The 22492-nt window shown below is 44.2% G+C and carries 22 protein-coding genes; 5 read left to right on the plus strand and 17 right to left on the minus strand.

What is annotated here, in order from left to right; all coding sequences use genetic code 11:
• Positions 1-73: 73 nt before the first annotated feature.
• From ES017_RS01425 to ES017_RS01435, 3 genes are all read left to right on the plus strand, one after another.
• Positions 74-223 carry a hypothetical protein gene (locus ES017_RS01425; RefSeq protein WP_009362570.1) on the plus strand — a complete coding sequence of 50 codons (150 nt, stop codon included), beginning with the start codon at positions 74-76 and terminating at the stop codon, positions 221-223.
• A 281-nt stretch (positions 224-504) separates the two neighbouring features.
• The gene (locus ES017_RS01430) at positions 505-741 is read left to right on the plus strand and encodes an IDEAL domain-containing protein (protein ID WP_171334630.1); all 237 of its coding nucleotides are present in this window, start codon (positions 505-507) and stop codon (positions 739-741) included.
• Positions 742-855: 114 nt separating this feature from the next.
• On the plus strand, positions 856-2007 hold the full coding sequence (locus ES017_RS01435) for an aminotransferase A (RefSeq protein WP_171334631.1): 1152 nt from the start codon (positions 856-858) through the stop codon (positions 2005-2007).
• 10 nt (positions 2008-2017) lie between these two features.
• On the opposite strand, the gene ES017_RS01440 is transcribed toward ES017_RS01435, so the two are convergent.
• From ES017_RS01440 to glcT, 9 genes are all read right to left on the minus strand, one after another.
• Positions 2018-2884, minus strand: coding sequence for an NAD(P)-dependent oxidoreductase (locus tag ES017_RS01440; RefSeq protein WP_171334632.1), 867 nt, complete (start codon positions 2882-2884; stop codon positions 2018-2020).
• Positions 2885-2899: 15 nt separating this feature from the next.
• Positions 2900-3667 carry an SDR family oxidoreductase gene (locus ES017_RS01445; RefSeq protein WP_042533684.1) on the minus strand — a complete coding sequence of 256 codons (768 nt, stop codon included), beginning with the start codon at positions 3665-3667 and terminating at the stop codon, positions 2900-2902.
• A gap of 25 nt (positions 3668-3692) precedes the next feature.
• Entirely contained in the window at positions 3693-4961 is a 1269-nt protein-coding gene (locus tag ES017_RS01450; protein ID WP_021094498.1) for a GGDEF domain-containing response regulator, read from the minus strand.
• Positions 4958-6202, minus strand: coding sequence for a GAF domain-containing sensor histidine kinase (locus ES017_RS01455; protein WP_042533682.1), 1245 nt, complete (start codon positions 6200-6202; stop codon positions 4958-4960). The genes ES017_RS01450 and ES017_RS01455 overlap by 4 nt, the downstream gene beginning before the upstream one ends.
• 128 nt (positions 6203-6330) lie before the next feature.
• Positions 6331-8310: a methyl-accepting chemotaxis protein gene (locus ES017_RS01460; RefSeq protein ID WP_171334633.1), complete on the minus strand. Its 1980-nt coding sequence runs from the start codon at positions 8308-8310 to the stop codon at positions 6331-6333.
• Positions 8311-8450: 140 nt separating this feature from the next.
• On the minus strand, positions 8451-10166 hold the full coding sequence (gene ptsP, locus ES017_RS01465; RefSeq protein ID WP_171334634.1) for a phosphoenolpyruvate--protein phosphotransferase: 1716 nt from the start codon (positions 10164-10166) through the stop codon (positions 8451-8453).
• Entirely contained in the window at positions 10166-10438 is a 273-nt protein-coding gene (locus tag ES017_RS01470; protein ID WP_275451378.1) for a phosphocarrier protein HPr, read from the minus strand. Before ES017_RS01470 ends, ptsP begins: the two co-directional genes overlap by 1 nt.
• 83 nt (positions 10439-10521) lie before the next feature.
• Positions 10522-12534, minus strand: coding sequence for a glucose-specific PTS transporter subunit IIBC (gene ptsG, locus ES017_RS01475; RefSeq protein ID WP_021094503.1), 2013 nt, complete (start codon positions 12532-12534; stop codon positions 10522-10524).
• Between the two features lie 244 nt (positions 12535-12778).
• The gene (gene glcT, locus ES017_RS01480) at positions 12779-13624 is read right to left on the minus strand and encodes a glucose PTS transporter transcription antiterminator GlcT (RefSeq protein ID WP_171334635.1); all 846 of its coding nucleotides are present in this window, start codon (positions 13622-13624) and stop codon (positions 12779-12781) included.
• Between the two features lie 193 nt (positions 13625-13817).
• Here glcT and ES017_RS01485 point away from each other — a divergent pair, with 193 nt between their 5' ends.
• Positions 13818-14621, plus strand: a complete 804-nt coding sequence (locus tag ES017_RS01485) for an HAD family hydrolase (RefSeq protein WP_021095633.1) — start codon at positions 13818-13820, stop codon at positions 14619-14621.
• An 18-nt stretch (positions 14622-14639) separates the two neighbouring features.
• Here ES017_RS01485 and ES017_RS01490 read toward each other — a convergent pair whose 3' ends face one another.
• Positions 14640-15677: a C40 family peptidase gene (locus tag ES017_RS01490; RefSeq protein ID WP_021095634.1), complete on the minus strand. Its 1038-nt coding sequence runs from the start codon at positions 15675-15677 to the stop codon at positions 14640-14642.
• Positions 15678-15852: 175 nt separating this feature from the next.
• Here ES017_RS01490 and ES017_RS01495 point away from each other — a divergent pair, with 175 nt between their 5' ends.
• A complete protein-coding gene (locus tag ES017_RS01495) occupies positions 15853-16617 on the plus strand; it encodes an alpha/beta fold hydrolase (protein ID WP_021095635.1) in 765 nt (254 codons plus the stop codon).
• Between the two features lie 168 nt (positions 16618-16785).
• Here the strand turns inward: ES017_RS01495 and mnhG are convergent, their stop codons facing one another.
• Genes mnhG through ES017_RS01530 form a run of 7 tightly spaced genes read right to left on the minus strand, consistent with a single transcriptional unit; the run spans position 16786 to position 22473 of the window.
• Complete coding sequence (gene mnhG / locus ES017_RS01500) at positions 16786-17103, minus strand: monovalent cation/H(+) antiporter subunit G (RefSeq protein WP_035063472.1); 318 nt, start codon at positions 17101-17103, stop codon at positions 16786-16788.
• Between the two features lie 13 nt (positions 17104-17116).
• On the minus strand, positions 17117-17392 hold the full coding sequence (locus tag ES017_RS01505) for a Na(+)/H(+) antiporter subunit F1 (protein ID WP_021095637.1): 276 nt from the start codon (positions 17390-17392) through the stop codon (positions 17117-17119).
• The gene (locus tag ES017_RS01510) at positions 17389-17865 is read right to left on the minus strand and encodes a Na+/H+ antiporter subunit E (RefSeq protein WP_042533673.1); all 477 of its coding nucleotides are present in this window, start codon (positions 17863-17865) and stop codon (positions 17389-17391) included. Before ES017_RS01510 ends, ES017_RS01505 begins: the two co-directional genes overlap by 4 nt.
• A 6-nt stretch (positions 17866-17871) precedes the next feature.
• A complete protein-coding gene (locus tag ES017_RS01515) occupies positions 17872-19344 on the minus strand; it encodes a Na+/H+ antiporter subunit D (protein WP_021095639.1) in 1473 nt (490 codons plus the stop codon).
• Complete coding sequence (locus ES017_RS01520; RefSeq protein WP_042895829.1) at positions 19341-19670, minus strand: Na(+)/H(+) antiporter subunit C; 330 nt, start codon at positions 19668-19670, stop codon at positions 19341-19343. Before ES017_RS01520 ends, ES017_RS01515 begins: the two co-directional genes overlap by 4 nt.
• A complete protein-coding gene (locus ES017_RS01525; protein WP_009361111.1) occupies positions 19670-20092 on the minus strand; it encodes a Na(+)/H(+) antiporter subunit B in 423 nt (140 codons plus the stop codon). The genes ES017_RS01520 and ES017_RS01525 overlap by 1 nt, the downstream gene beginning before the upstream one ends.
• Positions 20089-22473, minus strand: a complete 2385-nt coding sequence (locus ES017_RS01530) for a Na+/H+ antiporter subunit A (protein WP_171334636.1) — start codon at positions 22471-22473, stop codon at positions 20089-20091. The genes ES017_RS01525 and ES017_RS01530 overlap by 4 nt, the downstream gene beginning before the upstream one ends.
• Positions 22474-22492 lie beyond the last annotated feature (19 nt).

Here is a 22492-nt window from a genome sequence, read left to right on the forward strand (position 1 = left end):
ACATCATAGACGTGGACAAGCGAAGGGCGTTACAATGTTTGTGAAGAAAAACACGAAAAGAGAAGGTGTCAAAATGAAAGGGTTAGCCATTCTTTTTGAAGAAAATCATACGGTTACGATTTTAGAAGATGTAGAAAAAGAACAACTGGAAGAAGTCGCAGACGAAGAAACAGAAGCGGTTCTTTGGCATGATGAAGAAATCGACTGGGATTACGGTTATTAATATAAGAAAAGCGAAAAGCGCCCGCCTATCGGCGAAGAGCGCACGAGTCCCACCGAGGAGGCTGTCGCCGCCGCAGTGTGGGACGGAGCGACTCGAGCCGATGGCGCTTGGAGCTAGACATGAATCTGAAATTTTATACTTTCTTATCTTTTAAAAAACTGGCATTCGTCAGCTTTTATTTTTTTGTTTTCATTTTTCAAAATTTTATTTACAATTTACAAAAAACTCTTTATAATGTAGAAAAGGAGAAGAATATTCTTCTCTCTAAGGGGGAATGAAACATGTTTGAAAAGTACAATGATATGGCACTCGTATCTCAACCGTATGATCTCACAGATTACAAACAAGCAGCACAATTTGTGATCGAACAGGCGTTGTTTCGCTACGAAAGAGATCGGCTCATGCGCGATATTGACAAGGCGCTTGAGCAACGGGATGAAGCGTTGTTTCTAACCCTCGCACAACAATACAACGAGCTTCTAGAACGCTATCGTCATTTGGAGGAAGTGCACGCATGATCGACTGTGAAACGACAGAACAGCACATAAGGTGAACGTTTGACGCAAAAACACATTGCGAAACGTTCACCTTTTATTGTTTAATAAAAAGAAAATGAAGAAAGGTGAAAAACGATGATGCTTCCGATCAATGAACGTGTGCAACATATTCAGTTATCTGGCATTCGCCAATTTTTTAATCTCGTTGCACAAGAAAAAGATATCATTTCGTTAACGATTGGACAGCCTGATTTTCCGACGCCGGAACATATTAAAGAAGCAACGAAGCGAGCGCTTGATGAGCAATTTACTTCTTATACGCATAATGCGGGATACTTGCCTTTACGGGAAGCGGCTTGCCGTTTTGTTGAAACGAAATACGGGCTGCGCTATACAACCGATGAAGTAATCGTCACTGTCGGAGCAAGCCAAGCGCTTGATATTGCGTTTCGCACCATTTTAACAGAAGGCTCGGAAGTCATTCTCCCTGCCCCGATTTATCCAGGGTACGAGCCGATTATTCGTTTATGTGGTGCTACGCCTGTCTATGTCGATACGCGCCAGACAAATTTTAAGCTGTTAGCTGAACAAATCGAGCCGTTTATAACTGAGCGAACGCGCTGTATCGTGCTTCCGTATCCGTCCAATCCAACAGGAATGACGTTAACGAGCGACGAATTGCAACAAATCGCTCAACTTGTGAAAGACAAACCGATTTGGGTCATTTCAGATGAAATTTATAGTGAACTTGTGTTTACAGGGACGCATGAATCGATTGCGAAATGGCTTCCTGACCAAACGATCGTCATTAACGGCGTCAGCAAATCGCATGCGATGACCGGATTTCGCATCGGTCTTTTATTTGCGCGGCAATGGGTCATTGAGCATATATTAAAAGTGCATCAATATAACGTTTCATGCGCGACGTCCATTTCACAAAAAGCAGCGCTAGAAGCGTTAACGGTCGGAATAAACGATGCCGAGGAGATGAAAAAGCAATATGCTGAACGAATGGAATATGTGTACGACCGCCTTTGCACCATAGGCTTTCACGTACAAAAGCCGAACGGAGCGTTTTACATTTTTCCATCGATCGCAACGTTTCATCACTCCTCATTTGAGTTCGCCCTCAAGCTTGCGAAAGAAGCGAAAGTAGCGGTCGTGCCAGGAAGTGCGTTTTCTACATACGGCGAAGGATATATTCGCTTGTCATACGCTTGCTCGATCGATGCGTTACAAAAAGGTCTCGATCGCATCGAGTCATACGTAAAAAAAGGTGCTCGCTAAAAGCACCTTTTTACCATTCTTTATACCATTTATATAACGCCTGCGTCCCGCTCTGTCCTTCTCCCCGTTCAGCAAGCGATTCATACAACTGTTTCGCAAGCTTTAACCCCGGAAGCGACAAGCCGAGCGTTTCCGCTTCTGCAAGCGCAATGCCCATGTCTTTAATAAAATGTTTCACATAAAAGCCGGGAGCAAAATCGCCCGCAAGCATTCTTGGGGCTAAGTTGGAAAGCGACCAGCTGGATGCTGCACCTTGTGAAATGCTGCGCAACACTCGTTCCGGATCCAATCCTGCTTTTTCCGCATACACGAGCGCTTCACATACGCCAATCATATTTGTCGCAATCGCAATTTGATTGCACATTTTCGTATGTTGTCCCGCCCCTGCTTCTCCTTGCCAAACGATATTTTTTCCTAAATGAGAAAGAAGCGGCATGCATGCCGAAAACGCCTCTTTATCGCCGCCAACCATAATCGATAACGTGCCGTCGCGCGCGCCAATATCCCCCCCCGATACAGGGGCATCAAGGGCAAATATCCCTTTTTCTTTCGCCGCTTCGTGAATGCGTACCGCAAGCGATGGCTTAGACGTCGTAAAGTCAATGACATACGTCCCGCGTTTTGCATTTGCAAGAATGCCGTCATCGCCAAAGTATACGTGCTCGACATCGTGCGGCTCGCCGACCATCGTCATGACGACGTCTGCCGCTTTAGCGACGTCTTTTACCGCATCTTTCCATACTGCCCCTTCCGCCAATATATCTTCCGCTTTTTCTTTTGTCCGCGTATATACGACGAGCGAATAACCTGCCCGAAGCAAATTTCGCGCCATGCTTTTTCCCATCACACCAAGCCCAATAAAACCGATCGTTTGCATATGTTTCACCTCATTTTAAATCGCTTTCACCATGCCGCCATCCACTACAAGCGACTGTCCTGTCATATACGTATTTTCATCGGACAATAAAAAGGCGACGACGTTCGCAAATTCTTCTGGCGTGCCGTAACGTCCGAGCGGAATCGTCGCTTTCATGCGCGCTTCTAGTTCTTCTTTGCGAATGCCGAGCTTTTTCGCATTTTGTTCGTCTAAATAGGCGACACGCTCTGTCGCAATGCGTCCCGGTGCAACGGTATTAATTAAAATGCCATACGGGGCAAGCTCTTGCGCGAGCGTTTTCGTCAAACCGACGATGCCGAGGCGAAACGTATTGGAAAGAAGCAGTCCCGGAATCGGCTCTTTAATGGACGATGAGGCGATATTTACAATTTTTCCTTTCGTCTTTTTCAAATGCGGTAACGCTGCGCGAATAAGACGCACGTAGCTTAACACATTTAACTCAAACGCTCGTTGCCAATCATCGTCTGTCAACGTCGCAAACGTCCCTGTCGGTGGTCCCCCAGAGTTATTGACTAACAAATGAATGTCGCCGAACGTTTCCACCGTTTTTTCTACTAGCTGCTCGATCATTTCTCGATTCGTCACATCCGTCACCGTATATGCCGCCTTCCCTTTTCCGAGCGCATTTAACTGTTCAGCGACTTCGTGCAATTTTCGCTCATCGCGGCTCGCAAGCATGACATGGACGCCTTGCGAAACGAGTTTTGTCGCAATCGCTTTACCGAGCCCTTGGCTCGACGCAGCAACAATCGCTGTTTTCATTTCATCCGCCTCCTCTCACGCTATACTATTCGCTAACGACGACGCGATTCCTTCCTCCACGCTTTGCTTCATATAGCGCTTCGTCGGCTCGCTTCACCATTTGCTCTTTCGTCATTCCTTGTTCATATTCGCACACGCCAAAGCTGCACGTAATATGCCCGACTTTCGGGAAATGAACGGTTTCCACTAAATGACGTAACGATTCCGCTAAACGATATGCGCCTGTTCGCGATGTTGCAGGGGCTAAAATAATAAACTCTTCCCCACCCCAACGCGCCAAAATGTCACAATCGCGCAAACGGTTTGAAATGGCTTCACACATGCGCACTAACACCGCATCACCAACGTCATGTCCATACGTATCGTTCACTTTTTTAAAATGATCAATGTCAAATAAAATGATGGAAAACGTATGTTTGTATCGCTTTGCACGCTGAATTTCACGCGTAAAAAACTCATCAAATTTTAGTCGGTTAAACGTTTTTGTGAGCGGGTCTTTCGTCGCTAAAAACTCGTTTCGCTTGCTTTCTTCTTCAAGTGCGGTAATGTCGGTAAAGACGACTAAATACGACTCCGATTCATCTGGAAACGACGTCGCTTTCACTAAAAAGACGTGCTCTTCCCCTTGTTTACACATCAGTTTTACCTTTAAAAACGGAATGGTGCGGTCAATAAGCGGACGAATCCAACGCCTTTCCCCTTTCATATAAAAATAGCCGGGTTCATGAAGAAAATAATCGCATACGTGCGCCCGACCGGCACGAAGTTTTTCCATTTGTTCTTGCCCGAAAAAACGTTGAAACGATAAATTGCAATCTAACAACCGTTCATCGTTTAAAATGCATATTAAGTTTTCTTGAAAGTCGATAATGGTGCGCGTATATTGTTTTTGTTTTTCAAGCTCAAGCTCGAGCTGACGTTGATAAATGGAATGTTGCAACGATTGCAAAAATTTTTCATGGTCAATTGGCTTTAAAATAAAATGATTTACCCCGTATTCGATGGCGCGAATGAAAAAATCGTTGTCGTCATAGGCAGTCGTAATAATAATTTGCACATGCTCATCAATCGTGCGAATATGGCGGATGAGTTCTAACCCATTCAAGAAAGGCATTTTAATATCTGTAATGACGATGTCAGGTCGAAACGTCATAAATAGTTCGAGCGCTTCTTGACCGTTTTTCGCGACTTTTACATCGCGAATGCGCCGCTTTAATAAACGCGTTAACATATCGCGCGCGCCCGGCTCATCTTCAACATACAATACTTTAATATCTGTTTGTACCGTAATCATAATCCCCTTCCCCTTTCATATCGCGGCATGCGAATCGTAAACGTCGCTCCTTTTTGCGATGATGAAACGAATACATCCCCGTTCATTTTCGTGACAATCATTTTTGACATATATAATCCGAGCCCTGTTCCGTCTTTTTTCGTCGTCACATACGGTTCGAACATATGTTTTTGTATTGTTTCATCAATGCCGCCTGCATTATCTTTCACTTGGATGTAAATAAACGAGTCGTCCGCATATGTGCGCACGCAAATGATTCGTCGTGCAATATCGCGCGCAACAAACTGCTCGCACGCATTCGTCAACAAATTAATGAGCACTTGGCTCATTTCGTTCGGAAATCCGTACATATGCGCACGCGTGCGATTTTCGACGTGCAAGTGAACGCCGTAATGATCTAAACTCGCTGAAATAATTTTTAACGCTTGGCGAATCGCTTGAATCGGTCGAAAATATGTCGCTTCTTTATGCGGTTTAAAAAAGTTGCGAAAGTCGTTAATCGTTCGCGACATATGTTGAATTTGGATGAAACATTTTTGAATGGACGTGCGCAAATACAATTCGTCTAGTTCTCCATATGCATACGCTTCTTGTATATCTTGCAAAAGCAAGCCGAGCACATTTAACGGTTGGCGCCATTGATGAGCGATGTTTCTTAACATTTCTCCCATCGTCGCATAGCGTGATTGCTCGATGAGCATAAAATCTTTTTCGCGGTTTTTACGCACTTCTTCTTCTACTTTTCGCTGCAACGTCGCATTCATTTGTTCCATTTCTTGTTTCATTCGTTGCAGTTCATGTAACGTTTGTTCCCGTTTAATCGACTCGCCAATCGTGCGGGCGATCGCCAAAAAAATGGCGCGTTCATGAGCGGGAAACGTCCTTTTTTGTTCGCAATCGACGACGCTTAAAAACCCCCACCGTTCATCGTGAATAAAAATGGGAGCGATCATAAACGATTGAATGTCCCATTCTTCAAAAATGGTGCGCACATCACCTTCTAATTCATCTGTATGCCCAACGAACACATTTCCGTCATACAAATGCGCAAAACAATGGGCATGTTCTGTCGCAAGCACGATGTTATCACGCATGAGAGGACGTGAAGAGGGTGTTTGTATATGATGAATGCGTTGTAACGTATATGTTTGAGTGGTTGTATGTAAGCGAAAAATAGCAACGCGCGTCACATGAAGCGCAATGCGCAAACTTTCTAACGCCGCCATAAGCGACTGATCCATCTCCCTCTCCTCCAAAAAAAACAAATATAGGCCTTTTCTCCTAAATTTATCGTAATTCTCATGTAAAAAAAAATCAAGGAAAAAAATTGTTACAAACATATAAAAAAAGCTAGGCATCATACCTAGCTTTATACGTGGAAACGGTGAATGAGTTGTTGCAATGAGCGGCTCATATCGTTTAGCCGTTCTGCCGCTTCTGTCACCGTGCTTAACGCTTTTAATTGTTCTTCTGAGGAAGCGGATACTTCTTCAGCCGATGCAGCCGATTGTTCGGAAATGGCCGCTAAGTTTTGAAGCGCCGCAACGATTTGTTCTTTATTTTCGTTGACGTCGTGAATTTGCGTAAAAATATGTTCAATCGCTGACGTTAATTGTTCCATCATCGTTGCGATATGCATAAACGATTCGGCTGTTTCATTCACCGCTACTTGTTGTTGATCGTTCATTTGTTTTGTATGGTCAACCGCTTCGGTCGCCAGTGCGGCTTGTTGTTGAATGGACGTAATCGTTTGGCGAATTTGCTCTGTCGCTTGCGCGGATTGTTCTGCTAGTTTACGCACTTCTTCGGCAACGACTGCAAACCCTTTTCCGTGCTCCCCTGCTCTTGCTGCTTCAATCGAAGCGTTTAACGCTAGCAAGTTCGTTTGGGCGGAAATGTCAGTAATCGTTTGAATAATGGCGCCAATTTGCTGCATTTTCGCCCCTAAATCCGTAATGACCGTTTCTACTGAACGCAATTCGTTTTGCGACTCCGTCGATTTTGCTTGCAGCACATTTAGTTTTTCAATGCCCATATAGCTTGCTTCTTTCGTTTCATCCGAAAGTTGTTTCACTCGTTCAGCCGATTGCGTCACCGTACCCATTTTTTCAGATAAGTCGTTCATGCGGTCGTTCATCGCATCTAAATTGCTCGCTTGTTCGGATACTCCTTTGGCGATATCTGTTACCGCCGTTGTCACTTGCTCGCTCGTTGCCATCGTTTCTTCGGAGACAGCGCTTAAATGGTCTGCCGCGCTACCAAGTTCTGCAACGGAGCGATCGACTTCGCCAATTAATGAACGCATATGCGACACCATATCGTTAAAGTGGCTTGTTAGCTGAGCAATTTCATCGTTTCCTTTCGGCTCGACATGCACCGTTAAATCGCCTGTCGCCACTTGTTGCACACGCTCATTGAGCTGAATAATTGGTCTCACGATCGAACGCGATACGGCATAAATAAGAAGCGAGGCGAGAATCGTTGCGATGGCAACAACTGTCCATGACGTTTTTCCGATCTCTGTTAACGTCGCTAATAAATCTTTTTCTTTATATACCGCTCCGACTTTCCAATTTAACTTTGGAATCGTCGCAAAGTACAATAATCGCTTTTCGCCGTCTTGCTCATATTCGTACGCACCGTTTTCTTTCGCAAACATCGTTTTGACGACCGGATGGTCAGACATATCTTTTCCTTTATACTGTGGATGAACGATCGCAAATTTATTTTGATCGAACAATACCGGATATCCGTTGTAGCCAACTTTAAACTGCTCAACCATTTCCGCGAGCGTATTTAAAGATACGTCTAAGCCGATAACACCAATGACTTGTCCGTTTTCAACAATCGCTTTGGCGATCGTGACGATATAATCGTTTGTCACCGCATCGACGTACGACTCCGTCCAAATGACTTTATCCGGTGAAGCGACAGCCGCTTTATACCATGGGCGCGTCGTCGGATCAAAATCTGGCGGCAGCTCAACAGATGGTGTCGTGTACATGTTGCCGTTTGCCGTACCGATATAGGCAAGTTGCACTTTTTGATGAATGTTTAAAAATGTCGAAAATTGTTGATTAATCTCATTCCATAACGTAGCGTCTTCCGTTTTTGTAAACGTTTGAAACGATTTCGTTTCACTAAATTGCTTTAACGCATCTTCTTGGCTATCAAAGCTATGCTCGATATCGTCAACAAGCTCTGTCACGAGCGACTCGGCACGCACTTTTGCATCATCTTTCATGACAGACGCCATTTGCACGTAGTTGACCGTTTGCGAGGCAACGAGTGCAATGACTAATAATAAGGCCATTAAACCAGTGAGTTTCATCGTTAATGAACGAAACAAAGTAGTCCCCCCTAGTTGTGTCGAACGTTGTCGAAAAATTAACACAGTTGTAGTTTTATTATAAAAGGTTCATGCCACGCTGTCTATGACCGTTTTGTACTGATTTTTTTCCATAAAAAAAGAACCGAAGCAATCGGTTCTTATACGTGAAACGTTTCTTTTACGAAACGAACGACTTCGTCTGCTGTAGCAAGCGATAAAATATGATTTTTCACTTGTTCTGCTTCTTGTTTAGACAATTTCTTTAATTGTGAGCGAACGCGTAAAATTGATGTGGCACTCATGCTAAATTCATCTAAACCAAACGCTAGTAAAATTGGCACAGCAAGCTGCTCGCCTGCCATTTCTCCACACATGCCAACCCATTTTCCTTCTTTATGCGCCGCTTCAATGACGTTATAAATGAGGCGCAAAATGGCTGGGTTGTACGGTTGGTATAAATATGAGACGCGCTCGTTCATTCGGTCGGACGCCATCGTATATTGAATCAAGTCGTTTGTACCGATGCTGAAGAAATCGACTTCTTTTGCGAATTGATCCGCCAATACGGCTGCAGCTGGGATTTCGACCATCATGCCGACTTCAATCTCATCAGACACCGGAACGCCTTCCGCAACGAGCTTTTCTTTTTCTTCTAAAAGAATCGCTTTCGCTTGACGGAATTCGTCTAACGTCGCAATCATCGGAAACATCACTTTTAAGTTGCCGTATACGCTTGCGCGCAATAACGCGCGAAGTTGCGTACGGAACATTTGTTGCATATCTAAGCAAAGACGAATAGCACGAAAACCTAAAAACGGGTTCATTTCTTTTGGAAGGTCTAAATATGGCAATTCTTTGTCGCCGCCAATATCGAGCGTACGAACGACAACAGGTTTTCCTTCCATTTTTTCTAATACCGTTTTATATGCTTCAAACTGTTCTTCTTCTGTCGGCAACTCGTTGCGTCCCATGTATAAAAATTCTGTACGATATAGCCCGATGCCTTCTGCCCCATTCGCAAGCACACCTTCGACATCGTTTGGCGTGCCGATGTTTGCCGCAAGCTCGACATGGTGACCGTCTTTCGTCGTCGTTTGTTCGTGAACGAGCTTCGCCCATTCTGCTTTTTGCGCAGCAAACGCGGCACGTTTTTGTTCATATTGGGCGATGATTTCTCCTGTCGGATTGACGATGACTTCACCGTCAAGTCCGTCAATAATGACGATGTCGCCGTTTTGAATCGTCGCTGTCGCTTCTTTCGTTCCGACGACAGCTGGAATTTCCATCGAACGAGCCATAATCGCCGAGTGAGATGTGCGACCGCCGATGTCAGTTGTAAAACCTTTCACATATTTTCGGTTTAATTGCGCTGTATCGGACGGCGTTAAGTCTTCAGCGATCACGACGACTTCTTCGGTAACCATGCTTGGGTTTGAAATCGTTACTCCTAATAAATGCGCAAGCACGCGTTTCGTTACATCGCGGATGTCCGCAGCACGCTCTTTCATATATTCGTTGTCCATCGCTTCAAACATCGCAATAAACATCGATGCGACGTCATGAAGAGCAAATTCTGCATTGACGCGTTCTTGTTCAATTTTTTGTTCAACAGCTTGGACGAGTTCTGGGTCGCTTAGTACGAGTAAATGGGCGGAGAAAATAGCCGCTTTATCTTCGCCAAGCTCTTTTAATGCGTGCGCTTGAATGGCTTTTAGCTCTTCTTTCGCTTTGGCGAGCGCTTGTTGGAAACGGCTTACTTGTTCAGCTGGGTTTTCAATCGTTTGTTTTTCAACCGTTAAATCGGGATGTTCTAAACGGTACGCCTTCGCAATGGCAATGCCATTCGATGCAGCAATCCCTTGCAGTTTTTTCATTATTGAGCTAATCCTTCTTTTGCTAACGTTTCTGTTAATGCGTTGATTGCTTCTGCTGCATCGCTACCTTCAGCTGAAATTGTAATTTGCGCACCTTGTGGAATGCCTAATGACATAACACCCATAATCGATTTTAAGTTCACTTTTTTGCCGTTGTACTCTAATTGAATGTCGCTATCGAATTTGCTCGCTGTTTGAACTAACATTGTTGCTGGACGGGCATGAATACCAGATTCTGCTGTTACTTGAAACGTTTTTTGCATATTGCTCATCTCCTCACTTTATATTTTGAAAACATAGAGGGCGAAAACCCTCTATGTTTTTTTACCGAAAAATGACGCATTTTGCAAGTAAATTATTTTTGAACGACGACAACGTCTTCGCCTTTTGTTACTGTTCCTTGTTTCGCGATTTGTACTGTTTCTCCTGCTTGTAAGTTCGTGAAAATAATTGGCGTGACGACAGAAGGAGCATGTTGTTTCACGTATGCAAGGTCAACTTTTAAAATTGGTTGTCCTTTTTTCACTGCTGCACCTTCTGATACGAGCGCTTCAAATCCTTGACCGTTTAATTTCACTGTATCAATACCGAAGTGGATGAGCACTTCACGACCTGTGTTTGATTGAATGCCGATCGCATGTTTTGTCGGGAACACGTTCACGATCGTTCCGTCTACTGGCGATACGACTGTCCCGTCTGTCGGCTCAACCGCAAAACCGTCGCCCATCATTTTTGTTGAAAACACTTGATCTGGCACTTCAGAAAGTGGAACGACTTTTCCTGTTAAAGGCGATGCGACTTGTTCTGTTTCTCCTGTCGCTTGCACCGCTGGTTTTGCTTTTTCTACTGCTTTTGTCGGCACGCGGCCTTCCATAATATCCTTAATTTGTGTTTTTAAAATGTCTGATTTCGGTCCGAAAATCGCTTGAATGTTGTTGCCGACTTCTAATACGCCTGCTGCGCCGAGCGCTTTTAAACGATCTTTATCGACATGTTGAATGTCGTTGACAGATACACGTAAACGCGTGATGCACGCATCTAAATGGGCGATATTTTCTTTTCCGCCAAGCGCCGCTAAAATTTCGTGCGGAAGTTCGCCTGCGTCTGCTGAAGCTGTCGTTTCTGTCGTTTCTTTTTCACGACCTGGTGTTGCTAAATCCCATTTGCGAATCGCAAAACGGAATCCGAAGTAGTAAATGACCGCAAACACAAGACCGACTGGAATGACGAGCCACCATGCTGTACGGCCCGGCAACACACCGAATAGTAAGTAGTCGATCACACCACCAGAGAACGTCATACCGATTTTGACGTTTAAGATGTGCATAAGCATAAATGATAAACCTGCGAAAATCGTATGAATCGCAAACAATGCTGGCGCAACGAACAAGAATGAGAATTCAATCGGTTCTGTAATCCCTGTTAAAAACGATGTTAACGCGGCAGATGCCATAATCCCTGCAACGACTTTTTTATTTTCTGGACGCGCTTCATGATAAATCGCAAGCGCCGCTGCTGGTAAACCGAACATCATGAACGGGAATTTTCCTGTCATAAACGTACCCGCTGTTAGCTCGGCACCGTCTTTAATTTGTTCGAAGAAAATGCGTTGGTCTCCGCGTACAAGCTCGCCTGCTTTGTTTACGTATTGACCGAACTCAAACCAGAACGGTGAGTAGAAAATGTGGTGTAAACCGAACGGAATTAATGCGCGCTCGATGACACCGAAAATAAATGCAGCTAACGTACGGTTTGCGTCAATCATATTGTGCGAAAATGCGTTTAAGCCATGTTGAACAGGCGGCCATAACCACGTCATCGCAATACCGAGAATTAACGCGGATGCAGCGGTTACAATCGGAACGAAACGCTTTCCTGCGAAGAAACCTAAATAAGATGGCAATTCAATATTAAAGTATTTGTTGTACATATACGCGGCTAAAATACCGACGATAATCCCGCCGAATACCCCTGTTTGCAACGTCGGAATACCTAAGACGTTTGCAAACGATGGGTCTGTGCCGATTTGATCGGATGTGACACCTAAAATGACGCTCATTGTTACATTCATGACTAAGTAGCCAATGATTGCTGCTAAACCAGCAACCCCTTCACCGCCAGCTAATCCGACGGCAACCCCAACGGCGAATAAAAGCGGCAAGTTCGCAAATACAATGCCACCTGATTGCTCCATGACTTTCGCAACCATTTCGACCCAGCCTGTTTCTAACGCTGGAATTTTTTCAATTAAAGCTGGGTTTTGTAACGCGTTACCAAACGCAAGCAAAATACCTGCTGCCGGTAAAATCGCAACGGGAAGCATAAGCGCTTTACCGACTTTTTGTAACGTACCAAACGCTTTTTTCATATAAAACCCTCCTTCATCATGTTAACGTTTGCAACAAACGGCATATTCATGCATGAAAAGTAGATGAAGCGGAACGTTAGACGTCTAACAAATGTAAGCATTTGCAAATAAGAGAAAACAAAAAGGCATGAGCAAAGAATGACAGAAAAAGGGTATTATGTAACGAATATTTCGTTACACCACTTTTCTTGCCTTCTTTACTCATGCCTGATCGAATCAGTAACACGTAAAGATAAGTGCCCATTTATTCACTTTTTCCAGTTAACCGCTGCAAATGCAACGTTAAATATACTGCTTCTGCTTCATCTACCGGAAGCTGCAACGTTTGCTGCATAATTTTTATGAGCTTCCACGACAAATTATAGCATAGTGGGTACGTCTCTTTCAATATGTTTGATAATTTTTTTGGCTCTTCAATTTTTTCTCCTTTTTTCACTCGCTCAATCGCATAGCGTAAATGACGAACAAACCGTAAATAATGAATGCTTTCGCGGTCAATGCGAATGTCGAGCTGTTCTTCGACGACAGAAACGAGGCGAGAAATGAGTTGCGAATGTTGATTCACTTCCGATAATTGATGATTCGTTAACGCACTATGAATGTGTAAAGCGATAAAGCCGATTTCTCCTTCAGGGAGTTGAATGTGCAATCGGTCATTTAACATGTTTACCACTTCGGTAGCGACGTCATATTCAAGCGGATATAAACTTTTCGTTTCCACTAAAAACGGATTTTTAATGTCCATTCCTTGTTCTAATCGCTTCATTGCGAACAAAATATGGTCCGTTAATGCGACGTGAATATGTTCGTTTAATGGGCTGTTCGTTCGTTTTCGGATGTGGTAAATGATGTCGTTCATTAAGCCGATAAATTCTTCATCGACATGCGGCAACAACTTTTTATATTGTTCTTGTTCACGCTCATTTTTTAAAATAAACCATTTTTCAACATGTTTTTGTTCAATGGCGTCTCCTTTCTTTTTGCCAAAGCCAATGCCTTTCCCGATTAACACGACTTCATCGTACGTTGGATGCGAGGCAATGAGCACGTTGTTGTTTAATATTTTTTCAATGCGAAACGATTGTTCCACGTCTAGTTCGCTCCTTTAAAAACGTTTACATTACTTTCAATGTTACGAAACGAACGAAGCAACGTCAATGGAAATGAGATGTTTTTTGTCAAGACAGCTGTGAACGTTTTTTTACAATGAGCCATTTCAATTGCATAAATGCGTTTGTTCGATTAAACTTTTGTTCATCACGAAATGGAAAGGAGTTGCCATGATGATTCAACTCATCGTCACCGATTTAGACGGCACATTGCTCGGTTACGACCGACGCGTGAAAAAAGAAGATCGGGAAGCGGTCGTTCGTGCCATAACAAGCGGCATCCAGTTTGCTGTCGCTTCCGGGCGAATGGATAATGAAATTTTAGAAGTGTTAAAAGAAATCGGTCATGACGCGCATCGCATTAGCCAAAACGGCGCATTTGTGTACACAAGCGATCACCGCCTTCTTCATGAGCGCGCATTCGATCCCGCGCTTGCGCGTTCCATTTATGAACGAGCGCGCACGCTGGAAGCGATCGTGCTCGTATGTAACGAACAAACGAGCTTTGTCGAAACGAAAACGGAACAAATCGAACAAATGAGAGCTCGGTTATTTTTCGATATTGTTGAAAAGCGAGAGATGCTTCATGCGATCGGGCGTGACATCCACCCGTCAAAAATTACGGTCATTGCGGAAGAACATGTCGTCAACCATTTTGAACACGTCGTCAATGAAACGTGGGGACCGTATGTCGATACGTTCATTTCTGAACCGCGTTGTTTAGACATTATGCCGAAACGAATTAGCAAAGGTGAAGCGCTTCAACTGTTAATGAATCATTTACACATTCAACCGGACCAAGTCGCTTGCTTTGGCGACTCGTTCAACGATATTCCGATGTTTCGCCTCACCCCGCATAGTTTCGTCATGTCGCACGCGCATGAGCAAGTGAAAAAAGAAGCACGCTACGTCGTTTCCTCCGTGCATGAGGCGATCGAAACGGTGCTTCGCATAAACGAAAAGATGCCTCAAACGTAAGAGGCATCTTCCTTTCAATTAAAAAAGACGAACGGCTTTTACTGCACGCGGTGCCCAATACGGTTTCATGTTCGCAAACGCGACTCCCGTGCTTGTTGCGGCATGCAACAACGTTGAACTATCGACGACAATCGATACGTGGTTAATGACGCCGTCTCCTGTCGTATCAAAAAAGATTAAGTCGCCTTTTCGAACGCTTGCAAGCGGCACTTCAGTTCCGACCATCGCTTGTTCGCGCGATGTGCGCGGCAACGTGATGCCGTTTTCGCTATATACACGATACGTAAACGATGAGCAGTCAAACACGTCTGTGCGCGTCGTCGGTGCACCGAACAAATATGCTGCACCGATATATTTTTTCCCTGTTTCAATCACTGCATTCGCTCTTTCTTCCCAAGAAAGCGGCACGTAAATTGTTTGCCCGACACGAATGAAATCGGCGCTCGTTATACTTGGATTTAACGCAAGTAAATCGCTTACTGTTGTATTAAATGTTTTCGCAATCGTAGATAACGTATCGCCCGGTTGAACGATATATCGTTTTGTTGCGCTATTTGTCGTTGTTGGCGGTGTTATCGTTGTTGGTGCTGGCGTTGGTGACGTCAATTGATTTGTCGTTGTATTTGTTGTACTTGCCGCCGGCACTTGTAATACTTGTCCAACATAAATACGATTCACGTCTGTAATCGTCGGATTCAGTTCGAGAAGACGTGTGACGGTTGTATTCCATTTTCTCGCAATTGTAGATAACGTATCGCCGCTTTGAATAGTATATGTCGTAGTTGTTGTATTTGTCGTTGTATTTGTCGTTGTATTTGTTGGCGCAGTTGTTTGAACAGTTGTTTGTGCATCAGGCACTTGTAATACTTGTCCAATAAAAATCGTATCTGTCGTTAGCTGATTTAACGTTTTTAATTCAGTCACTGACGTACGGAACGTTTGGGCAATTTTCCATAACGAATCGCCTGATTTGACTGTATATTGCGCGGCATCTACCGCTTTTTCCCCTAAAAATAACGTCGATAATACCGCTCCAGCTACAATCGTTTTTTTCATCGTCCCAAACTCCTTTTTTCTTTTTTTGAAGCGCTTCTCTGCTCATATGATAACATGAAACTACAATTCTATTAACCGTATACTTTTAAACTTTTCTTCCATTAAATTGAAACAAGCATAAAATATCGATCTTTTTTCGCATACTATTCGTATGAAAACGAAAGGAAGATGCGAAATGGCTTACACATTTGTCGAACATTCCGTTCCTTTGTACTATGAAACGGTAGGAAGTGGGACACCGATTGTATTCGTTCATCCACCCGGCATGGGAAGCGTGACGTTTCATCGCCAGCAACGCGAACTTTCTTCTTCATTTCAAGTCGTCACGTACGATTTAAGAGGAAATGGAAAAAGCGGAAAAGGAAATAAGCCGATCACGATGGATATGTTAGCGAGCGATTTACATGAGCTGTTTAATCATTTACAAATCAAAGAGGCGATCGTTTGTGGCTATTCAAACGGAGGCTCGATTGCACAACATTTTGCGTTACAATATCCACATCAAGTGAAAGCACTTATATTAATTGGTGGGTTTTCGGAAGTGTGTACCCCGCTATTGTATGGGGAATTTTTCATGGGCATTTATGCGGTCAAATGGCACGGACTATCTTTTTTAGCAAACGTGCTCGGTCGTTCCCACGGCATAACGAAAGAAGAACAACAAATGATCGCTGACTACGTTCGATTAAGCGACCGAAAACGATTGTATGAAATGTACGTGTCAGGACTTCATTACCGTTCTACCGACCGATTGCATGAGCTTCGCTGTCCTCTTTTACTTATATACGGCGCGCGCGACTATTACGTTCATGCGTATGGGCGTATATTTCAACAACATGCGCCCGACGTCCGCATCGTCTATGTCGATGGGGCACGCCATCAAATTCCAACAAAACATGATGCTGAACTCCATCTGATCATTCGTTCATATTTTTCGTAAGAAAAGCGCAAAGCGCCCGCCTATCGGCGAAGAGCGCACAAGCCCCACCGAGGAGGCTGTCGCCGCCGCAGTGTGGGGCGGAGCGACTCGAGCCGATGGCGCTTGGAGCTAGACAGCTCCCCAAATCTGAAATTTTATACTTTCTTATCTTGTAAAAAAAGCTGACGGTTATTTTCCGCCAGCTTTTTCTTTTAAATCGTCGCGGACCGTTCCTTCCCACCGATCAACGTTCGCGTAATACGCCGCACGGCTAATGAGATGCGCTGCCACAGGAGATGTCATAAAAATAAAAACGATGCCAAGCAATAAACGGGAGTTAAAGTGGTTGTTTTCAATCAAAAAATGTAAAAACGCCCCAAGTAAAATGCACATAATGCCGAGCGTCGTACTTTTACTAATCGCATGGCTACGCGTATACACATCCGGCAAACGAATGGCGCCGACAGCAGATAAAAGGGTAAGCACCGCCCCGAGTAAAATAAGCATTGCGACAATCACATTAGCGATCGTTCCCACGTTCGATGACAACCCCTTTCTCTAAAAACTTCGCAAACGCCGCCGTCCCGACAAACGCTAAAATGCCGATGAGCAAAATGACATCTAAAAACGCGCTCGTATTTAATAGCATCGAAACGATCGCAACCATCCCCGCGAGCGTAATGCCCATCGCATCGAGCGCAATAATGCGATCAGCGACACTTGGCCCTTTCACAACGCGATATAAAAAACCGATCATCGCTAATGACAAAATGACGAGGGCGATATTGGCAATCATTTGCTCACCTCCATAATCGTTTTTTCAAACGATTGTTTAATGCTTTCAATCGCTTCATGCACATCTGGGCTATTTAACGCATGAATATACAACGTGCTTCCATCATCGGATACGTCTAAAACGAGCGTACCCGGTGTGAGCGTAATCAGCATCGCTAAAATCGTAATTTCCCACTCTTTTTTTAATTCTGTCGGCAATGCGAAAATGGCAGGCTGAATCGTTAACGGACGTTTCATAACGACTTTTGCCACTGCGATGTTCGATAAAATGAGCTCTTTGAAAAAGATAAACAGCAACTTCACAATGACAAACACCGGAAAGAGATAAAAGCGCGAATGGAAAAAGCGTCGCAACATAAAAATAATAAACAGCCCGATCATATAGCCGATAACAAACGAGGCTCCGTTAAATGAAACCGTTAAAAACATCCATACGAACGCTAAACAGACGTTTAATAAAATTTGAAATGCCATCGCTTTCTACTCCTTTAACACCGCTTGAATATACACATTCGGTTCCGTCAATACGTTCACCGCATCCACAACGAACGGGCGGACAAATTCTACGCCAACGCCGTATGCGACGGATAAAACAAGCAACACGAGCACAGGAACGATTCGTCCATCAAGCCGCTTTTGTTCAAATCCTTTTTTCTCCCCCCAAAAGCCGTTCATAAATATTTTCATGACGGAATATAACACAAGCAAACTCGACAATAAAATGACGATCGCTTCAAATATGAGATGTGCATCAAAGCTTGCTTTTACAATGAGCAACTTGCCGATAAATCCGCTAAATGGCGGAATGCCCGCAAGCGATAACGCGGCGATAAAAAACGACCAACCAAGAAGCGGGTATGACGCAATTAACCCGGAAAACGAACGAATATCGTTCGAACGCGTAATTGAAAAGATGATGCCAACGAACAAAAAGAGCGTCGTTTTCATGACCATGTCTTGCAACAAGTAAAAAATTGTTCCTTCTACACTTTCTGGGGTCATGATAGAAATGCCGAAGATCATGACGCCAACAGCGGCAATAATGTTATAAATGACGATGTAACGCATATCGTGATACGCCACCGCTCCGATGACGCCGATCGCGATCGTACCGAGCGCAAGCCAAGCGAGCAACGTATGCGTGTAGGCGACATCATGCGTAAATAAAAGCGTAAACGTGCGCAATATCGCATATACGCCTACTTTTGTCAGCAGTCCTCCAAATAACGCTAACACAGGTGTCGGCGGCGCATAATACGCACTCGGGAGCCAAAAGTATAACGGGAAAATCGCCCCTTTTAATCCGAATACAACGATAAACAATACCGCAATAACCGTTAAAATAGGAGAAGGACCAAGGTCATGAATGCGCTGAGCTAAATGCGCCATATTTAACGTTCCTGTCACCGCGTATAAATACGCCACCGCAACGACGAATAAGGCGGACGAAATGACGTTGACAAGCGTATATTTAATCGTTTCACGCAATTGCATTTTCGTCCCGCCAAGCACAAGTAACACGTATGAAGACATAAGCATCACTTCAAAAAAGACGAACAAGTTAAATAAATCGCCTGTCGTAAACGATCCGTTCACACCGACGAGCAAAAATTGAAAAAACGAATAGTAATAAAACGTTTCTCGTTTTTCGCCAATGGCGTAAAACGAATAAACTAAGCAGGCAAGCGCGATGATGCTTGCCGTAAGCACAAGAAGCGCAGATAACGAATCGGATACGAGCGTAATGCCAAATGGCGCCGGCCAATTTCCGACGTTTAACGTTTGAATGCCGTCTGTATGGACGCGATAAAGCAACACGCTACTTGCGACGACTAAACTACTTGTCGCTACCGCTGAAACGGCACGTTGCCAAAAGATGTGCTTCGGAAAGAAAATAAGAATAATTGCCGTCACAAGCGGAATAACAATCGGCAAAAGTAGAAGGTTACTCATCTCCCTTCCATCCCTTCCATATGGTCTGTTCCAATTTCTTGATATGAACGATACGCTAACACTAAGAAAAATGCCGTTACCCCAAAACTGATCACAATCGCCGTTAAAATGAGCGCTTGCGGCAGCGGATCGACGTACCGCGTCGCTTTTTCCCCTAAAAGCGGCGGGGCGCCTACTTTTAATCCGCCCATTGTCAACAATAACAAATGAGCGCCATGGCTAAGCAAACCTGTACCGATAATGATGCGAAGCAAACTTTTGCTTAGCATTAAATATGTCGCGGCGGTAAATAAACAACCGATGACGACAATCATAAGCAGTTCCATTAGTCGCTCTCCCCTATCGTTTCAATAATAATCATCGTCACGCCGACGACGACAAAATAAACGCCTAAGTCAAATAACACCGCGGTATGAAGCGACGTATGGTCAAGCAACGGCAAATGAACGTATTGATACGCATGCGTTAAAAACGGTCGGTCGAGAAATAGGCTGCTTATTCCTGTTCCGACCGCAAACAGCAATCCAATCGCCACAAGCCATTTATAATTGATCGGAACCATGTTGCGAACCGTTTCAATATCAAACGCTAAAAGCAATAAAACGAGCGCACCAGCTGTCATTAATCCGCCAATAAAACCGCCACCCGGATAATAATGTCCTGCAAAAAACAGTTGAACGGAAAACAGCACGATGATTGGCGTGACGACCGCTGTTGTCGTTCGTAAAATGACATCGTTTCGCTTCATCGTTCCTCCTCCTTCGCAAGCCGCAATTTCACCATCGCATAAATGCCTAAGGCGGCAATCGCTAACACGCATATTTCAAACAACGTATCAAAGCCGCGAAAATCGACTAAAATGACGTTGACCATATTTTTTCCAGCCGCTTTTTCATACGTATTGTCTACGTAATATTGCGAAATGGAATCGAAATGTTTTCCTGCATACGCAAAAAAGGCAATGACGCTCACCGTGACGCCAACCGCAACAGAAATGAGCGCGTTTCCTACGTTAAAACCGACGCTTTCTTGCTTTTGACTAAATTTCGGCAAATGGTAAAAACAAAGCAAAAAGAGCGCCACAGAAATCGTTTCAATGACAAGTTGCGTGAGCGCTAAATCCGGAGCGCGAAATAGCACGAAAAACAACGCCACCGAATAACCGACAGCCCCTAATGAAACGATAGCTGTTAAACGTGATTTCGCTATCACCGTCGTGATCGTCGCTGCGATCATAGCTAAAGCGAGTACAACTTCATACACGCGAACACTCGCTAAGTGGCTTAAACTGATGTTCCATTGCTCGCTTAAACCGATCGTAAACAAAAGCAAGACGACAAGCGAGGCAAAAATGTACATCAAGTACGTGCGCATCGAACCTGTCATGATGCGTGAAGTAAACGCCCGTGCCCCTCTTTCCATCCAAACGAACGACTGATCGTACAAAAAGTTTAACGACATCCGTTCAGAAAGGCGAGCATACACCTTTTTCCATTTTGAAAACGTGCGGTATAGCAACAAACCGAACAATAACACGCCAATCGTCATAAACAATTCTGGCGTAAACCCATGCCAATGAGAAATATACACATCAACCGCTTCATTTGGCGCAAACAGTCCGTATAACACCGCATATACGGCCGGTGCTAATATAGATTCCGACAATACATTTGGCACAATTCCGATGAAGATGACGAGCAACGCGAGCACAATTGGCGCTATGAGCATACCAATTGGAGCTTCATGCGCTTCTTTTTTCAATAAATGCGGCTTGTACGTGCCAAAAAACGTGCGGCTCACGAAAAGGGCGCTATATAAAAACGTAAATATGCTTGCAATCCACGCAACAATCGGTAAAATAGCCGCCCATCCTGCCACTTCTCTCGCGCGCAACATCGCAGTAAAAAACATTTCTTTACTTAAAAAACCGTTAAACGGCGGCAGTCCCGCCATCGAAAGCGAACCAATGAGGGCGATCGTAAACGTCATCGGCATCACCGTCATTAAACCGCCGAGGCGGCGAATGTCGCGCGTTCCTGTTTCATGGTCAACGATGCCGACGACCATAAATAAACTTCCTTTAAACGTCGCATGGTTAAACAGATGGAAAATGGCAGCTAACACCGCAACCATAAATATGTTTTCTTCCATCCAATCGTAATGAAACGCCAATCCCCCGACTCCTAACAGCGACGTAATTAAACCGAGCTGGCTGACGGTTGAGAACGCTAAAATCGCCTTTAAATCCGTCTGTTTTGACGCTAAAAACGATGCCCAACATAACGTCACAAGCCCCACGAGCGCCACAGTCCACACCCAAAAAGACGAAACGGCAAAAATCGGCGTCAAGCGCGCGATTAAATAAATACCTGCTTTCACCATTGTGGCGGAGTGCAAATACGCACTAACAGGCGTTGGCGCTTCCATCGCATCAGGCAACCAAATATAAAACGGAAATTGTGCTGACTTCGTAAAAGCACCAAACAAAATAAGGAAAAGAGCGGGGATAAACAGCGGATGTTCCGTTAATGGTGTACTGATGAGTTCACGAATGTGATACGTTCCACCTGCGATCGCAAGCGCAACAAACCCACCAAGCATGAGCAAGCCGCCAAACATCGTAATAAGCATTGATTTTTGTGCCCCATAGCGCGAACGATCACGCGTATACCAATAAGCGATTAATAAAAATGATGAAATAGACGTTAATTCCCAAAAGACGTATAGCGCAATGAGATGGTCAGATAGGACAACACCGAGCATAGCGCCCATAAATAAAAGCAAATATACGTAAAAATGACCGAGCTGTTCTTTTCCTTTTTGCAAATAATAAATGGAATATAGCACAACGAGTGTACCGATCCCTGTAATTAACAATGCAAACAATAAGCTTAACCCATCGACATATACGTCAAAAGAAATGTGAAGCGACGGAATCCAAGGCATCGTTGCGCGAATCGCTTCATCGTTGCGCACGTCGTTCACATAAGATAAAAAATAAACAAATAACGCAATCGGCAGCGGTAAAACAAACCACCCGACGTGCAGCGAGCGGACGAATTTGTACAACAACGGAACGAATAGCGCCAACAAAAACGGCGCGAACATTGCGATATGTAATGTCGACAAAACAATCAACCCCCTTCTG

It is taken from the genome of Anoxybacillus sp. EFIL (assembly GCF_013096955.1).
GTDB classification, from domain to species: domain Bacteria; phylum Bacillota; class Bacilli; order Bacillales; family Anoxybacillaceae; genus Anoxybacillus; species Anoxybacillus ayderensis.

Coding starts and splice junctions, on each gene's coding strand:
- ES017_RS01525 (WP_009361111.1), bottom strand. CDS start 20,092: ATGAAGCGAAACGATGTCATTTTACGAACGACAACAGCGGTCGTCACG.
- ptsG (WP_021094503.1), bottom strand. CDS start 12,534: ATGAAAAAAGCGTTTGGTACGTTACAAAAAGTCGGTAAAGCGCTTATG.
- ES017_RS01495 (WP_021095635.1), top strand. CDS start 15,853: ATGGCTTACACATTTGTCGAACATTCCGTTCCTTTGTACTATGAAACG.
- ES017_RS01440 (WP_171334632.1), bottom strand. CDS start 2,884: ATGCAAACGATCGGTTTTATTGGGCTTGGTGTGATGGGAAAAAGCATG.
- ES017_RS01450 (WP_021094498.1), bottom strand. CDS start 4,961: ATGATTACGGTACAAACAGATATTAAAGTATTGTATGTTGAAGATGAG.
- ptsP (WP_171334634.1), bottom strand. CDS start 10,166: ATGAAAAAACTGCAAGGGATTGCTGCATCGAATGGCATTGCCATTGCG.
- ES017_RS01455 (WP_042533682.1), bottom strand. CDS start 6,202: ATGGATCAGTCGCTTATGGCGGCGTTAGAAAGTTTGCGCATTGCGCTT.
- ES017_RS01430 (WP_171334630.1), top strand. CDS start 505: ATGTTTGAAAAGTACAATGATATGGCACTCGTATCTCAACCGTATGAT.
- ES017_RS01485 (WP_021095633.1), top strand. CDS start 13,818: ATGATTCAACTCATCGTCACCGATTTAGACGGCACATTGCTCGGTTAC.
- ES017_RS01510 (WP_042533673.1), bottom strand. CDS start 17,865: ATGGCATTTCAAATTTTATTAAACGTCTGTTTAGCGTTCGTATGGATG.
- ES017_RS01505 (WP_021095637.1), bottom strand. CDS start 17,392: ATGATTGCCAATATCGCCCTCGTCATTTTGTCATTAGCGATGATCGGT.
- ES017_RS01470 (WP_275451378.1), bottom strand. CDS start 10,438: ATGAGCAATATGCAAAAAACGTTTCAAGTAACAGCAGAATCTGGTATT.
- ES017_RS01490 (WP_021095634.1), bottom strand. CDS start 15,677: ATGAAAAAAACGATTGTAGCTGGAGCGGTATTATCGACGTTATTTTTA.
- ES017_RS01515 (WP_021095639.1), bottom strand. CDS start 19,344: ATGAGTAACCTTCTACTTTTGCCGATTGTTATTCCGCTTGTGACGGCA.
- ES017_RS01445 (WP_042533684.1), bottom strand. CDS start 3,667: ATGAAAACAGCGATTGTTGCTGCGTCGAGCCAAGGGCTCGGTAAAGCG.
- ES017_RS01425 (WP_009362570.1), top strand. CDS start 74: ATGAAAGGGTTAGCCATTCTTTTTGAAGAAAATCATACGGTTACGATT.
- mnhG (WP_035063472.1), bottom strand. CDS start 17,103: ATGCTTATTTTACTCGGGGCGGTGCTTACCCTTTTATCTGCTGTCGGC.
- ES017_RS01435 (WP_171334631.1), top strand. CDS start 856: ATGATGCTTCCGATCAATGAACGTGTGCAACATATTCAGTTATCTGGC.
- ES017_RS01520 (WP_042895829.1), bottom strand. CDS start 19,670: ATGGAACTGCTTATGATTGTCGTCATCGGTTGTTTATTTACCGCCGCG.